This window comes from Mesorhizobium sp. GW821-FHT07A06, assembly GCF_059419085.1.
In genome coordinates this window covers 1-15,095 of sequence record NZ_JBWKRC010000009.1, presented here as the reverse complement: position 1 = coordinate 15,095, position 15,095 = coordinate 1, and the positions used below count along the sequence as shown (strand labels likewise).

The 15,095-nt window shown below is 63.4% G+C and carries 9 protein-coding genes; 8 read left to right on the top strand and 1 reads right to left on the bottom strand.

The features are described from left to right. Window positions 1–14 precede the first annotated feature (14 nt). Complete coding sequence (locus tag AC07SZ_RS24990; protein ID WP_494916310.1) at window positions 15–2,048, bottom strand: AfsR/SARP family transcriptional regulator; 2,034 nt, start codon at window positions 2,046–2,048, stop codon at window positions 15–17. On the opposite strand from AC07SZ_RS24990, the gene AC07SZ_RS24985 reads away from it, so the two are divergent. From AC07SZ_RS24985 to AC07SZ_RS24950, 8 genes are all read left to right on the top strand, one after another. After that, window positions 2,047–3,513 (top strand): YcaO-like family protein, encoded by a 1,467-nt coding sequence (locus tag AC07SZ_RS24985; protein WP_494916308.1) that lies wholly within the window; start codon window positions 2,047–2,049, stop codon window positions 3,511–3,513. The two genes, AC07SZ_RS24990 and AC07SZ_RS24985, sit on opposite strands and share 2 nt — an antisense overlap. 88 nt (window positions 3,514–3,601) lie before the next feature. Next, a complete protein-coding gene (locus tag AC07SZ_RS24980; protein ID WP_494916306.1) occupies window positions 3,602–4,582 on the top strand; it encodes a hypothetical protein in 981 nt (326 codons plus the stop codon). Between the two features lie 4 nt (window positions 4,583–4,586). Next, on the top strand, window positions 4,587–7,391 hold the full coding sequence (locus tag AC07SZ_RS24975; RefSeq protein ID WP_494916304.1) for a S8 family serine peptidase: 2,805 nt from the start codon (window positions 4,587–4,589) through the stop codon (window positions 7,389–7,391). A gap of 153 nt (window positions 7,392–7,544) precedes the next feature. Beyond that, a complete protein-coding gene (locus tag AC07SZ_RS24970) occupies window positions 7,545–8,408 on the top strand; it encodes a DNA/RNA non-specific endonuclease (RefSeq protein ID WP_196772367.1) in 864 nt (287 codons plus the stop codon). A gap of 44 nt (window positions 8,409–8,452) precedes the next feature. Continuing rightward, entirely contained in the window at window positions 8,453–9,709 is a 1,257-nt protein-coding gene (locus tag AC07SZ_RS24965; protein ID WP_494916302.1) for a S8 family peptidase, read from the top strand. A gap of 145 nt (window positions 9,710–9,854) precedes the next feature. Then, window positions 9,855–11,552 (top strand): hypothetical protein, encoded by a 1,698-nt coding sequence (locus AC07SZ_RS24960; protein ID WP_494916301.1) that lies wholly within the window; start codon window positions 9,855–9,857, stop codon window positions 11,550–11,552. Window positions 11,553–11,566: 14 nt separating this feature from the next. Next, window positions 11,567–12,703: an AAA family ATPase gene (locus AC07SZ_RS24955; RefSeq protein ID WP_056564934.1), complete on the top strand. Its 1,137-nt coding sequence runs from the start codon at window positions 11,567–11,569 to the stop codon at window positions 12,701–12,703. Beyond that, window positions 12,700–15,054, top strand: a complete 2,355-nt coding sequence (locus tag AC07SZ_RS24950) for a hypothetical protein (protein WP_494916299.1) — start codon at window positions 12,700–12,702, stop codon at window positions 15,052–15,054. The genes AC07SZ_RS24955 and AC07SZ_RS24950 overlap by 4 nt, the downstream gene beginning before the upstream one ends. Window positions 15,055–15,095 lie beyond the last annotated feature (41 nt).

Below are 15,095 nucleotides of genomic sequence, written 5' to 3'. Positions count from 1 at the left end.
GGGCTTCGGCCGCGTCATGCCAGCCGTGAGGCGCGGTCGATGCCTTCGCTCAGTCTCGCGCGGTCGGCATCCAGGCGGATCGGGAAGACGTTCTTGAACCAGTCGATCGCGCTTCGCCGGGTCGGGCGCTCGCCATTGTGCCATGCGGTCGTGATACCCTTCAGAAATATTCTGAAGTCGGTGGCGGCTTTCGCGTCATCGCCCATGAAGGCATGCGCGGCAGCCGACCAGCCTCGGATATCGGGAAACAGGCCGTCGCTTTTTTCGACAGCCTCGACGCAGCCCTGCAGGTCGCCCGCCAGGAATGCAACGGTCGCATGGTAACCGTGGTAGTGCGGCTCATGCAGCGGGTTGAGCTCGAACGACCGTCGCGACAGGTCGACCGCCCGCTGATGGTTTCCGATGAACGCGCTGAAAAGCGAATAGGCGATAAGGGTCGCCGGATTGGCGGCGTTGAGGTCGTGCGCCAGTCCGAAATGAAATTCCGCCAGTTCCCAGCGCCGCGCCAGGAGGTGGCTCCAAGCCAGGTTGACCTGGTTGCGATGATCGAGAGGATCGATCGCGACCGCCTTCTTGGCGAGGTCGAATGCGCGGTCGAGGTCGGCGCTCTCGACCGGATAGCCGGGCAGCACGATCCACCGCGAATTCAGGATCACAGCCAGGCTCGAATAGGCGCAGGCCAGGCTAGGGTCCTGGCGAATGGCTTCTTCGTAACGCGCGATCGCGATGGCGTCGGTGTCTTTGCGCCACAACGTCGAAAGCCGCTGTCCGTCGAGCCAATTGTCATAGGCCGAGATGTAGTTTGGCGACTGTTCGTCGATGCGATGGAGGCGCGTGGTGGAAATCACCAACTGGAGGCGTGAAGCAACCCGCGCGCAGATTTCATTGAAGACGGGTCTCCATGCCGCCGGTTCTCGAGGCGCGGTGGTGGAGAACTGCAAGACGCCCGTTGGGATCGTGCGGCATGAAATATCGAAATGCGGTTCGTCCTCGCCGTCGGACGCGGTTATGATCACGGCAAGGTCAGCGGTTTCCCCCACGGCGGCACGAAGCGTCTCGACAGACCCTGATCGTATCGTGTCGCGATCAAGCTCGGTGTGGATTGCGGTCCAATGCCTGAACCGCGAGAGGGTGGCGGAAAGTTCACTGACCAGGGCGAACTGAATGTGCGCGTCGGTGCTCCTGTGTTTTTCCGTGACGAGCACGATCGTCGGCCTTTCGACAAGCTGGCGCGGCGCGGCAGGGTCGAGGGCGACTTGCGGCTGCGCATCCGTCGCATCCACGGCCGCTGTCTTGAACCGCTCCAGTTGCTGAATGATTTCGCGTGGCGGTGCGAGATCGAGTTCCGATCTCAGATCGCTGACATAGCGTTCGAAGAAAACGCGGGCCCTGGCATAGCCGCCTTCCCGATGCAGCGCGCCCAACATGGTGATGACCGCCGATTCATGGAAAGGGTCGAGGCGCAAGATGCAGCCGGCGATCGCCTTGCGTTCCGCCAGGGTCGAATTTGCCTCGTTGAGCGATTTCGACAGTTGATGGGTCAGACCATCCGACCACTGGGTCGAAATCATCCCGATCCAGTTGTCGAATACCGGATCGCAATCCTGAAGCCCGATGCAAAGTGATCTGTCGCTTCGCGCCAGGATGCCGTCGACAGCCGGGAAATCCCGATCCCTGAGCGCATGGCGCAGAGCGGCGAGATCCGTGCGCAGGACATTGGGATCGATCCCCACGGAGAGCTTGTCGAGGACCAGAAACGGCACCCCCGTCGTGAGTTCGATCTGCTTCAGATCGCGAATGGATTGCCTCAGCGAGGCGCGTGCGTGTTCTTCATCGCTGTCGCTCCACAGGAGCGCGGACAAACGTCCGCGTGTTTCGCGCGTCTGTTCGGACAAAATGAGATAGGCCAGGATCGCGCAGGCCTTGCGTTTGTCGAGAGCATAAACCTTATCGAGGCTGCGTATCTCGAAATTGCCGACGAGTTTGATCTCGAGGCTTTTCCTGGAAGAGCCCCTTTCTCTCTGCCTGTGGATCATGGTTACTGACATGATCGACCCAAACGCCCTTTGGTCATTTAATACCAGAACCGGACTGACGTTAAGCGAAGATCGAAGAATGCGGTTAGAAAAAAGTCATTGGGAAGTGCTTTGCGCACAGCCGCATTCCGCAGTCGACTCTTCGAACACGGTGCTGGACAAGGTGCCCGATACAATAAGGCGGGATCTTCGGCTCGCGGGATTGGAGCTCCGGCCGGAAACGGATGTCGAGGCTTCCGATCGCCTGCGTCTTTACAGCTTCGCCGCCCTTCACGGCCTGATTGTCGATCTGTTCGAGATACCGGGCGGTATTCTGGCCGCGGCGAATCTCGATCTGCCGTGGAGCGGCGGTATCCGCCAAGTGACTGTAAGCGGAAAGGGATACAGCCGGTCACAGGCCTTGTTGGGATGCCTTGGCGAAGCCGTGGAAATCAGCAGTTGGATGTATCAGGCCTTGGACGAGTGCACGCTTGTAGCGGCCGGCCAGACCAGCGATATCATCCCGGCCGAAGCGGTACTGGGTTTTTCCAGGCGCCAGATACAGCAGCGCCGCCGTCTCAACCGCATGTGGGATGGCTGGGATGCGATTCCCCCGCCCCGGCAACTGCACGATCCCGACCGGCTGGCCCGCGTGCGCGACTTCGCGGGCTCGCGCACCGCGATGTGCCCCGCATTTCTCTGCTTCGGTGGCTTTGGCGACGCCGTCCATGGAGACAACAGCCTGAACGCCGATTCCAATGGCTGCGCCGCCGGAAGCACCATCGACGCCGCTATGTCGCGCGCCGTGCTCGAGCTCGTTGAGCGCGATGCAACCGGCATATGGTGGTGGCGAGGCTGCCGGCGTCGGCGCTTTGCTCCCACCGGGCACGATGCTTCCCTGGCAGCGGCCTTGACGGAGCACGCCATCGAAACCGGGCGGCGTGTCTGGTTCCTCGACATTTCAACCTTTCACAGCGCGCATGTGGCAGCCGCGATATCGTGCGACGGGGACGGCCGGCGCCTGGCGGTCGGATTTGCGGCGGCCTTCGATTTGCAGGCGGCGGCCAAGGCCGCGTTCCTCGAGATGATCCAGACCGAGCTCGCGTTCGATGCCCATGAGATGCGGGTCGCAACAAACGGCAATGCGCCGATGTCTGCCGCGGACCGTCGCGTCGCGGCCTGGCTGGAGCACGCAAACCTCGACACAATGGGCTTTTTGAGCGGCTCCGATCCCGGCTCGGCAACGCAGACAGGCCAAGCCGGGATGCTGTCGCGCCTGATGGAAGAGATAAGCAGCGCAAGCGGCGGCAATGTATGGTTCGCGGACTTGCAGCGGCCCTCATTCGAGGTCCCCGTGGTCAAGGCGATCTGCGTCGGTCTCGCGCATTTCAAGCCGCGGTCAGGGTGTAAACGGCTCTGGATGTTACCTCAACAACGAGGTTGGCAGGCAACTTACGGCCGCCGCGATTTTGAGCGGCTGATGCCCCTCCTCGTCTGAGGGTTTGGGCTCCGCCTGAGGTTGATTTCACGCTGAGTTCACGGTGCTCCTCCCAAATTGCCGCGACGGTTAGGGGAGGGGTGCGGCGATGAAGAACCGATACAGTTCGACCGACGTCAAATCTGGCGTGACGACAAGGGAGCCGGAAACCGCGGCGGCTCGCAGGATTGGCGAGAGGCGTTGCGCGGACGCGGTGGGCACCCGGTCACCCGCCGCGGGTTGGCGCAAGGCCCTTGCGTACGTTCTTCCGGTTCTCACCATATCGACCCAGCAGGCAGTCGCGCAGGGCAACGACATTCCGAATGCCTCCAACATCCTCACCGAATTGATGAAGGTGTTTCTGATCGCCGCGGTGTTCGAGCAGGCGTTCGCCGCAATCTTCAACTGGCGGCTCTATCAGGAGTTTTTTTCGGCGCGCGCGGTGAAGACGTTGGTGATGCTGGTTATCGCGGCTCTGTTCGTCGGCCTCTCCGGATACGATCCCGTCAGCAAGATCATCGGCTTTGCCAACGGTATCCAGCAGGTGCCGGCGACCATGCCGACAACGGTGCTGACCACCGTCCTGTCGGCGTTGATCATCGCAGGCGGAAGCGCCGGCGTGAACACCTTGCTGGTCAACCTTGGCTTGCGCACGCCCTCCGCCGCCGCCGAACCGCCCAAGCCGCAAACCGGGTCGGCGTGGTTTTCGGTGCGGGTGGTCGCCTCGAGAAGCGCCCCGCGGGCCGACTATGTCGTCGGCCTGACCTTGGCTGACCAATCAGTGGCCGGGGATCCCGTGCTTGGCGTGCTGGCCAGGCGCAGTGTGGGGGAGAGATTGAGGCGGGTCTTTTCACGCGATCCGATGCGTTACCCGTCGAGCGGCGGCTACACCGTGCCAACGGGCAAGCCCTACGCGATCACGCTGTCGCAAGTCGTGCAGGATCCTCCGCCGACAAAGGGCGAAAAAGTCATCAAGACCACGCTCAAGCCGATCTGGAGTTGGACCGGGTCGTTTGCCGACAGGGCGATAGCGGACTTCGAAATCACGCTCGAGCGGAATGCCGGCGTCGACTTGAGCGCGGGAGGATAACGCCATGTATCGTCAATTCCTGAAGGCGGCCGCCGACGCAACCGATGACCCGGATTCGAAAACGCTCGCACCGGACATCATCCGTTTCACGCTCGAATACGGCGCGCCGCCCGATCTTCCGGCGGAACGCGCGAAGCTGGCCGGACTGATTGGCAGCGAGCGCTTTGCTTTCTTCCCTTTGCCGCCCGGTGAAGATCCGCTCGTCCACGTCTTGCAGTTTCCCAATGTGCGGCGCGAGCAATCGGCGGGGTTCCTCTTCGAGGTCGCGCAAAATCTGATCGATGATTGCGGCCTGCGTTCCTGCGTTCCCGATGTCGATCCGGGCTGGATTGCCGACGACGAGCTTAACCGCAGTGCACCGGAATCGGTGGGCGGTATCGTCTGGACGCTATGCAAGTCGAGCGCTCCGGTTCCCCCGACCATCCGCTGGGCGATCTCGGCGGTGCGGGCCGATCGGGCATGGGCCAGGTTCGGCACCACCGGCGAGGGAATTCTGGTCGGCCAGCCCGATACGGGGGTCGCCGATCATCGCGAATTGGATGGTGCGCTCGATCTGGCAAAAGGCACGGACATTCTGGCCGGCGGCGGCCTTCCGATCGACCCACTCTCCTCGTCGATGTCTTCGCCGGGCCATGGTACGGCGACGTCGAGTACGGTCGTGAGCCGTCCCTCGTTGGCGATCGTCGGTGCGGCCCCCGGAGCGACGCTGGTTCCAATCCGTTGCGTCAATTCGGTGGTGATCGGCGGTGGCGCCGCCGTCGCGGCCGCCGTTGATCATGCCCGCCTGGCGAAATGCCACGTCATCACGATGAGTCTTGGCGGGCCGATCGAAGGCGCGGATTTGCGGCGGGCTATCGAAAGGGCCGTCAAGGCGGATATGATCGTTGTGGCCGCGGCCGGCAATTGCATACCAACTGTCGTCTATCCCGCCTGGGACCGCAATGTCATTGCCGTGGCTGGTGTCGACCTCAACGATCGACCTTGGAAAGGGACGTCCAGCGGCCCCAAGGTCGACATTTCGGCTCCGGGCGAGAATGTCTATGTGGCGCGGCGGAACCGGCCCATGGATGCCGACAAATCGGCTGTCGAGCCCGGCCAGGGGACATCCTTTGCCGTGGCTCTGACTGCCGGGTGCGCGGCACTTTGGCTTGCCAGGCACTCTCCTGCCGCGGTCAAGGCCGAGGCGGCTAGGCGCGGTGTGAACGTCCAGGAACTGTTTCGCGCCGCCGTCAGGAAATCGGCGCGCAAACCGGCAAACTGGCCCGGCAGGTCCATGGGCGCCGGTGTGGTCGATGCGGAACAGCTGCTGGCATTGCCGCTTTCCGATATCCCGGCTGCCGCTTCCGTGGAAAGCGCCCATCCCGGCCAGCCGATCCTCGAGGCGACGTCCGACCCGCAACGCTTCGTCGCGGAGGCAGGCTTTCTGGCGCTTGACCGGCGCCAGCGCATGGACCCCAAACGTGTTGGGGCACTCGAAAGCGCCGTTGCACCGCGCCCCAGCCGGGCCCTGGCGGCAGCCACCGGTACGTCCGGTGCTGCAGCCGCGCTGCTCGATCGCACCACCTTGCCGGGACCATCGGGACCGCTGACCGCTTTCGTCGGACCACGCACGCCGTCGGGTGCTTCGCAGCCGCGTCAAGGCTCCGCCTCCGAAAGCGCGGTTCCGCCGCCTATCACCGCGCGGACGATGCTTGCCCGATCCGGGAAACAGGAGATGCTCGACCGTATCGAGAAGGTCCTGAGCAGCCGAGGAGCGCGGCCGGGCACAACCGAATCCGCCCGCGCGGCCGGCCGTGTGATCATGACTCATGCCGAAGGCGTCGTCGACGCTTGGGCGAAGGGCAGGAGTATCGATGCCGGATCGGTGGGGGCCGTAAGGGCGACGGCGGAAGCGATCGTGCGGCTGACCGACCGTCCCGCGCTCCGGGTCGTGGCCGGGATGGTCGATCCCAAGGATCCGCAGCTGGAATTCTGGGCCGGCGACCTGGGGCCGCCGAGAAAGGTTCTCAAGCCGCTCATCGATGCGGTGGGCCGCATCGACATCGACGAGGCCGGCGGCCATTCGCATGTCGGCACCGGCACGGTAATCGCCAAGGGTCTGGTGATGACCAACCGGCACGTCATCGAGGCGTTTTCCGAGCCGGTTCCGTCTTCAGGTGGGCCGCGCCGGTTTGTGCTCAACGCGCCGGTGTCCATCTGCTTCGACGAGGCTGCAATCGACGAAAAGCGTCGCTTCCTGGTCAAGAGCGTGCTGACGGCGGGGCCTTGGCAGATCGGCCAGTTCGCCGACATCGGCAAGCTGGACATCGCCATCCTCGAGGTGGAAACCACCAACGCCGCTGGCGCCAGCCTGCCGGAGCCGGCCCCATCGGGTCCGCTTTTCATGGAATCGGCCGAGCAGTCCAAGTTCATCGCTGTCGGGTACCCGGCAAAACCCAACCTGTCGGCGGCCGTCGATCCGGACACCGGCGAGGTCTCGACCGATATCTGGGACCGTTTCTGGGAGCTGTTCGGCGACGAGTATGGCACCAAATATGTCAGCCCCGGTCAGATCGTCAACAAGCCGGGAGAGATGGTCGGGGACCAGCACCGCTGGGCCGTGAGCCATGACGGCACCACCCTTGCCGGCAACTCGGGCGCCCCCCTTATCAGCTTGCGCAATCCTTATGGCATAGGCGGCCTGCATTTTGGCGGGCAGACGCTGCGGCAGAACCTCGCCCACGATCTGGCCAGCATTCGCCATGCCGTCGACGGCGATGCGCAACTGCTCGATTTGAAGGCCTTTGGAAATTTTTTCAACGCCAGGTGATGTCCTCGGCTTTTTTCGATTGGAGAACTCATGTCCGCGACTGAACTTGTGACCGTAAGGATGGACCGGCGACCGCAGCTTCGCGATATGCGGCGGCTGCGCGGGCCGGGGAACGGGGCAGCTCTCGAAACGCACATTCGCAGTGAGGGTGCCATGGCCGAGCGCGCGGCTCGACCGCGCACGTCGTCGCCCCAGTCCTTTGCTGGCCGTACCGGCTTCGATCGGACTTTCCTGACCAGGTTCCCCATCGACCTGCCCAAGCCGACCGGCCAACGATCCCGCGACATAACGCCGGTTGGCGGCGATGCCAGCGGCCGGCTCGATTATTGCAACTTTTCCGTCGTCATGTGCGCGTCCCGGCGCATGGCCATGTTCACTGCCGTCAATATCGAGGGCGCCCGCTCCATTTCGATTGGGCGCGAGGACGACAAATGGGCGCTGGACGGCCGCCTGCCGGCCGAAGCGCAACTCGGTGAGGACCTCTATGCCGGCAATCGCCTCGACAGGGGACATCTCGTCAGGCGCGAGGATCCCAATTGGGGGGCCAACGCCCTCGTCGCCAATGCGGACACGTTTCACTTCACGAACTGTGCGCCGCAGATGGACATCGTCAATCAGAAGACCTGGCTCGGACTTGAGAACTACATCCTGCAGAATGCGCGGGCCTGGGCCGAGCGGTGTTCCGTGTTCACCGGACCCGTCTTCGGCGCCACTGATCTTCGCTACCGCGATGCGCTCATTCCGAAAGCTTTCTGGAAAGTGGTGTCGTTCATCTCCGATGACGGCCGTCCGTCATCGACGGCCTATGTGGTTGAGCAGGAAAAGGAGCTCAGTCAGCTGGAGGCGGCGTTCGGCGCCTACAAAACCTACCAGCGCAGCGTCAAATACGTCGAAGGGCTTTCCGGCCTCTCTTTTGGCTCGCTCGCCAATTTCGACGGGTTTTCCAATGAGGAAGAGATCGAAGGCGGGCTGTCCATTTCGTCGGAGATCAGGGTGTTGGGCGATGTGCGCGTCTAGGGCGCTTTCGCGAGGGGCATAGCCGCAAGGCAAAGGGGGATGGCATGAAGAAGATGAAGCTGGAAATGGTGGTGCTTCGCAGCCGCGCCCCGCGTGGTCTGGAAGCTGGGCTCGAAAGCACAAATCCTGAAAGCGTGCGTCGCGGCAGCCTGGACGAAGTCATGGACCCGCAACTGATTGCGGCCAGGAGGCCTCGCGCGGCTGCCCATGGTTTCGAGGATGTCGACGTTCAGGTGGACGAAATGAGCGCCGGCGATCGCCGGCGCTTTTCCGCCGATCCAACGGTGCTGTCGATCACGCCGAAGATGCCGGTCATGCTCATCGCGGCCTTCCCCACGGCGAAGGCTTCGCCGAAGGCCGCGACCGTCGGTTGGGGCATCGAAGCCGTGGCCGCTACAACGAGCCCGTTCAGCGGCGACGGCGTGACAGTGGCGGTGCTGGATACCGGCATTGACAGAACCCATCCGGCGTTCACCGGTGTCGACTTGGTCGGCCGCAATTTCATAGGTGGCGCCCCGGATGACGTCACGGACGCCGAGGGACATGGAACCCATTGTGCCGGCATCATATTCGGCCGGGATGTCGACAACTGCCGGATCGGTGTGGCCAGAGGGGTTAAGCGGGCGCTCATCGGCAAGGTTTTGGGTGAAGGGGGTGGGTCGTCCGAACAGATCGTACAGGCGATCCTGTGGGCCCAGCTTGAAGGCGCGAATGTCCTCTCGATGTCGCTGGGGATGGATTTTCCCGGCTACCAGCAATTGCTGATGACCAAATACCACTACGCGCCCGCGCAGGCCACGTCGCTTGCGCTCGCCGGCTACCGGCTCAACACGAGGCTTTTCGACGACCTGTCGCGCAGCATGGTCGATCACGATGGTCTGATGGCCGGGCAGATCGTGACGGCCGCCGCCGGCAATGAAAGCCACCGGCCGGACTACTCCATCATCGTCGCACCGCCGGCCACCGGAGAGCGGTTTCTATCCGTGGCGGCACTTGGCCGCAAGAAGGACAAGACCTTCCGCGTCGCACCCTTTTCCAATGAAGGCGCGACGATAGCGGCGCCTGGAGAAGAGATCGTCTCGGCTCGGACAGGCGGTGGTCTCGTCGCCATGAGCGGCACCAGCATGGCCGCTCCCCATGTTGCCGGAGTGGCAGCGCTGTGGGTGGAAAAGCTCAGGCAGGGTGACCAGTTCACCGCCAGGAATGTCATCGACAAGCTCAAGGCGACGGCGCTGGGGCTTGCGCCGCTGTCCAAGCAGGATGTCGGCCAGGGCCTGGTCCAGGCACCGCAGATGAAATGAAGGGCCGGTTTCGGGTGGGCCTATTCTATTCTGACACCGGCAGTGCGAGCCCAAGTATGTGCGGACAGCCGGAATTTCTGAGGAAGGGTATTCTCATGGCCGAAAGTGTTTTCACGGTAAATAGGCTGCATCGGGGCGGTTCGCGGTGGCAAAAAGTAATCCCATAGCCGACCTGACCATGTTCGTCCGGCGCCGGATTGCCGGCGGGGGCGAAGAAACGGGAACTGGCCTGTTGATCACGCCGCGCCTGGTCATGACCGCGCTCCACGTGGTCTGTCCTTTCGGGGGAGATCGTGTTGTCCCGGCGCATCATTTGCTGAAGCTTTCCGTACGGTTCGAGATTGCATCCAGCGTGGCGCCCGGGACCATTGTGAAGTTTTATCCGGCTCGGCTGGTATGGCCGCCTTCCGGCGCCGCGGCGTCGAAAGATTTCTGCGACATCGCGCTCCTGGCGCTCGACAATGAAGGCCTGAACGAAGGGGATGAAGGCTATCTTCCCGACGACTGGGTGCTCGCCGCGCAGGATCTGATCAGGCGTTATCACCTCGAGGAAGCCACAAGGCGGATACGTCTCGGCATCAGCGGGCATCGGCCGCCGGCGGTGGATTTCATGGGCTATCCCCTCGCTGGAGAAATAGCCCTGAAGACGGTGCAAAAGGCCATCGGCCGGGAAAACATTCCGCTGCCGCTGCCTATCGGCGGCGCTGTCCCTCTCGCGGATCCGACCGAGGGCTATCTTATCTTTCTCTACACCACCCAGATCTGGCCGCCGACGCCCGAGCAACCGAACCCCTTGGTGGGCATATCCGGCGCGTCTGTTTATCGTGTGCAAGAGGCCGGGGAATACGTCGAGATCTATGGCGTGCTCAACCGCCTGTTGTCGAATGATGGCGCAACCAGCCTGTTGTCCGTCGCGCCGGTTCCGAGGCCCAATGGCAACCAGTCCGACGCTGACTTCTGGTCCTTCGTCCCGGCGGCCATGGCATTTGTCGAGGCGGACTCCCGGCAGCGTGCGCTGGACGTCATTCATCGGCTCGACCGCATCGAGCCGGTAGAGATTTACCTCGACGGATTTCGAATCAAACGCCCACGCAGTTACTTTTATGTCTTTGTCACCACGAGTTGGGACGGTCCGGACGCTCTATGCAGACGGCTGCAAGAGGTGAGCACAAACAGCGACAAGCCGCTATTCGACAGCTCCTTTGCCTTGAACCCACCGTTGGTGACCATTCAGAGCATGAATGGTGCGGCGGACTGCGCGCGGCTGTTCGCCACCCTCGCTAGGCAGATCGGGGCGCGGGCACCCGGCGAGAGTCCGGCCCAGCCGACCATCGCCGACAGGCTGGCAAGCGGCGCCGGGCCGCGCCTGCTGCTTTTCGACGTCGATGAGTCTCGGATTTTCGATGAGGATACGGGCGAGCGGCTGGAAGGCGCGGTCGCGATGCTGCGGCAGCTGATGCTGGAAATCGCCGGCTGGGCAAAGCAGGAATTGATCCCACAGGGCGGCATTTCATACCAGCGGGCAAACCCTCTTGTCACGGTTTTGCGGATCCAGGTGTCGTCGTCGTGCGAGGCTCACCAGGCCTTCAAACAGGCCAAGGATCTGACCCAGCGCGCCATCGCCCTTTTCCAGGACGAATGTGGATCCCCCGAAGGCATGCATTGCGAAGTGTGCAGTCAGCCCCTCGACGAGATTTCGTTTTCCGACTTCGGCTCCTGGTGTGAGCAGCAATTCCGCACCGCCGACTTTTCCGGCACGCTCGGCAACGCGATGGAGCCGCCATTCACGGGTGGCACGTTGCGCTTCAACACTATCTGGAAACGTCTCAACGCGCTGAAATAGAACAGGAGACAAGCATGATCGGTCTCGATCTTAACGGTGATCTTCTCAAGAACAGGCTCGACGGCGCTTCTTTCGGCGGCCGCGCCGCCGGCGCCAAGAAGCGGCCATATCTGCCCGACGACAGCCTGACGACAGCGGCAGCGCTCGCGGTCCTGCTTGGACAGCCCTTGCTGTTGAGTGGCCTGCCGGGTGTCGGCAAGACCGGGGCGGCCTATCATATCGCGTCCAGCCTGTTCGGAGAGGGCCAGGAGCCGATCCGCGTCACCGTCACCACGCAAACCACGGGCCGCGACCTCCTCTACAAGTTCGACCTTTTGACCCGTTTTCACGACAAGGATTTGCCGCTGCGACGCCTGTTGCGTTTCGAGGCGCTTGGGCGCGCTATCGTGACCGCCTGCGGCGGCAGCGCGCTGGTGTTGGACGCGGCCACGGATCAGCCGGTCACCGAGCCATCGCGCATTGCGGCAATCGTCGGCGACGTGGCACGGGAGCCGGGGCCGCTGCTGCTGCGCGACCTTTTTGAGCCGGCGGAATGTCCACCGGACAGACCCAGGCCCAGCGTCGTGCTGATCGACGAGATCGACAAGGCTCCGCGCGATACGCCCAACGATCTGCTCGAGAGTTTCGAGGCGATGCGCTTTACCGTCGATGAGCTCGGCCTGAAGATCGGCGCCAAGGATGCCGCCGGGGACGACACCGAGCGTCGTCGCTCGCGGCCGGTGATCGTTGCCACCACGAATGCGGAAAACAACTTGCCGGACGCCTTTCTGCGGCGTTGCGTGTTTCATGAAATCGCCATGCCTGACGAGGCGCAGCTGAAGCGGATCGTTTCCGAGCATCTGAGGACCATCGACAAGCTCGACGACGGCAAGGCCAATGACTTGGCCAATGCGGCCTTCGCCGTCGGCGACCAGGTGGCCAACCGGATCAAGGGCTCGTCACGGCCTCCAGGTACCGCCGAATACATCGCGCTTGCGCGTGCGGTCCATGTCTCGCCGATCAGCGCCGCCGAATTCCTGGCGGCCATGGACAGCAACGTCAAGACACCCTCGGTCGATCTGATCAAGGCCCTGCTTGGCGTCCTAGTGAAGACGGCTGACGATCTCGGCAAGGCGCTCGGCGTATTCCCGTCCCTATCGCAAACACGATGACCGGCCCGCGCGAACCGAGCACGCCGCAATCCCACCCGCTTCAGGGGTGTTGGGACGAGCTTGGCGGTCGCGGTGACATCGAGCACCTGCTGTCGGAACTGGCCGGTATTGCCGGCGTTGCGCTTGGCGTCGACCGGGTGACGAGGCTGGGCGTTGCATTGGCGGTTCTTGCGGGCCGCGACGTGCGGTTCGCATCGGCGACCGAAGCCGCCGATGTGATGATGCCTCTGCTCACGGTCAACGGCGAAGCGCAACTGGCTGGGCGTGCCGCCATAGCGACTTTCTGGAATCGGCAGCAATCGGGCCCGCCCATATGCGATCAAGAAAAGCAGGCCTTGCCCGTGCCGTGGCATGAACGGCTCTACAAGCTTCGCTATCGCAGTTTGCTTGTCGCGGCGCTGATCGCCATCCTGGTGCTCGCCGTGGGCTATGTTGTTTTCGAGGTGCCGCATGCGGCGGTTGAAATCACGCCGAAGTCGCCCTCTGTCCATCCGCCGCCTTCGCCGCAGCCATCCGCCACCTTCTGGCCGTGGCTGGCGGAGCTCTTCATGCAGGACCTCCTGCATCGTCTGTTTGCCATTCTTGCGGTGCTGTGCCTTGCCGCGCTCTGGTGGGGTTATGCCGGCAAGCGGCGCGACGAGCGCCTTGCTCGTGACAGGAAAGACGGCACCGTCGCCTCGACGATGTCGCCGGAAGCCAGCGAGATTTTGTTTCCCACTGCGGTGGTGCGGCGGGCTGGCCGTCTGCTGCGCCGGCCGGTTCGCGTTGCCGGCCACCGCATCGATATACGCCGCAGCGTCGCGGCGTCGATCGAGGCCGCCGGCTACCCGACTCTGGAAACGGGCGTGGAACCGCGTGCTCCCGATTGCCTCATGCTGATCGAACGCCTCGGCAATGACGACCATCTGGCGGCTCTTGCCGACGCGTTGGCTAAACGGTTGCGCGATGGTGGCGCTGATCTGCTGCGCTACGAATTCCGGGTCTTTCCCGACGTGCTTGAAGCCGTCGGGCGCCGTTTTGGCGGCCAACCGGTGGTTTCGCTCGCCGCCCTCTCGCGCCGCCACCCGGGAGCTCGGGTCGTCATCGTCGGCACGGGGCGCGGTTTTTTCGAGCCCTATGAACAGAACAAGCTGCGGCGCGGCAAACCCTTCTTCGGCGAGCCCGAAGAACTGCCATGGGTCGACTACCGTGACGCCGACCGACAATTACGGCAGCTGCCGCGCGCCCTTCCGGCCTTTCGCGAGCCCCCGATCCTGATGACACCGTCTCCGCCCGATCGTTGGGGGCCGGCAGAGCGGGCCTTGCAGGAGGCCGGCTTCGCCGTCATCAGCCTGGGCCTTGCGGAGGACTCGAACGCCGGCCTGGAAAGCGCGGTCGAAGCTATTGTCACAAGCAGGCGATCGCAGGCCGTCGATCGTGGCGTGATGGCGCAGGCCACTCCCGGTTATGATCCGCTGCTGCTGGAACTTGATCGTGCCGACTTCGCGAGCGACATACCGCCCGTCGACGATGCCTTCCGCGACCGGCTGGCGCGGCGCGTCACCGCCTATGCCTGCGCCCGCATAGGCGAGCCGGAGGAAGGCGAACTGCCTGACGACCCCTACCAGCAGGACGATTTCGCGCTGCGGGCGGGAGCCGGGCTGGCGGCACTTGCCTTGTTTCCCAGGCTGGATCCCAATTTCACGCCGGCGCTATGGCGGCAGGCAACCGGCCAGGCGCCGAGCGCTGCCCGGCTTGCACGACTTGCCCGGCTGCCCTGGTTCCGGGTGGGACGCATGCCGGACTGGTTCCGCTCCGACCTCGCCAGGTGCTTCCAGCGCCAGACCGAACGGCTTGCCAGGCAGGATCTCTGGAAGAAACTCCGCACCGACCTCACCGTGTTTGCCAATCTGTGTCTGGTGAGGTCGTCGGCGGCATTCGGGGCGCAGGTCTATCGCCCATCGACGACTGCCGAGAAATTGCTGTCGCAGATGCGCGAGCTGCGAAAAGGCGCCGACCCTGCTTCTCGGGCGCTGGTCGAAGAACGATTGTTCCTGACCTTCGTCGAGAGCGGCGAGGTGGCGGACGCGGATCTCGCCGTGCACATCCCCGCGCCGGACCGGCTTACGCCGGTAATGCGCCTTTCGCTGTTGGGTTTCGGCATTGCCGCGCTCGTTGCGGCCGCGTTCGCGCCCTGGGGCCTGAGAGCGGCATATTCATGGGCGGCCGCGAGGTTCGATCTCAATCGTGACCAACCTACCACCCAGGTGTACATGCTGCTCGCATGCCTGCCGATCCTGGCAGTAGGGATCGGTCTGTCGTTCAGGGACATTTTTGGCGATTATCTGGTTGACAAACCCAAAGTGAAATAGGAATATAAACCTGACAGGCCGGCATGCTGACAATTAGAGCT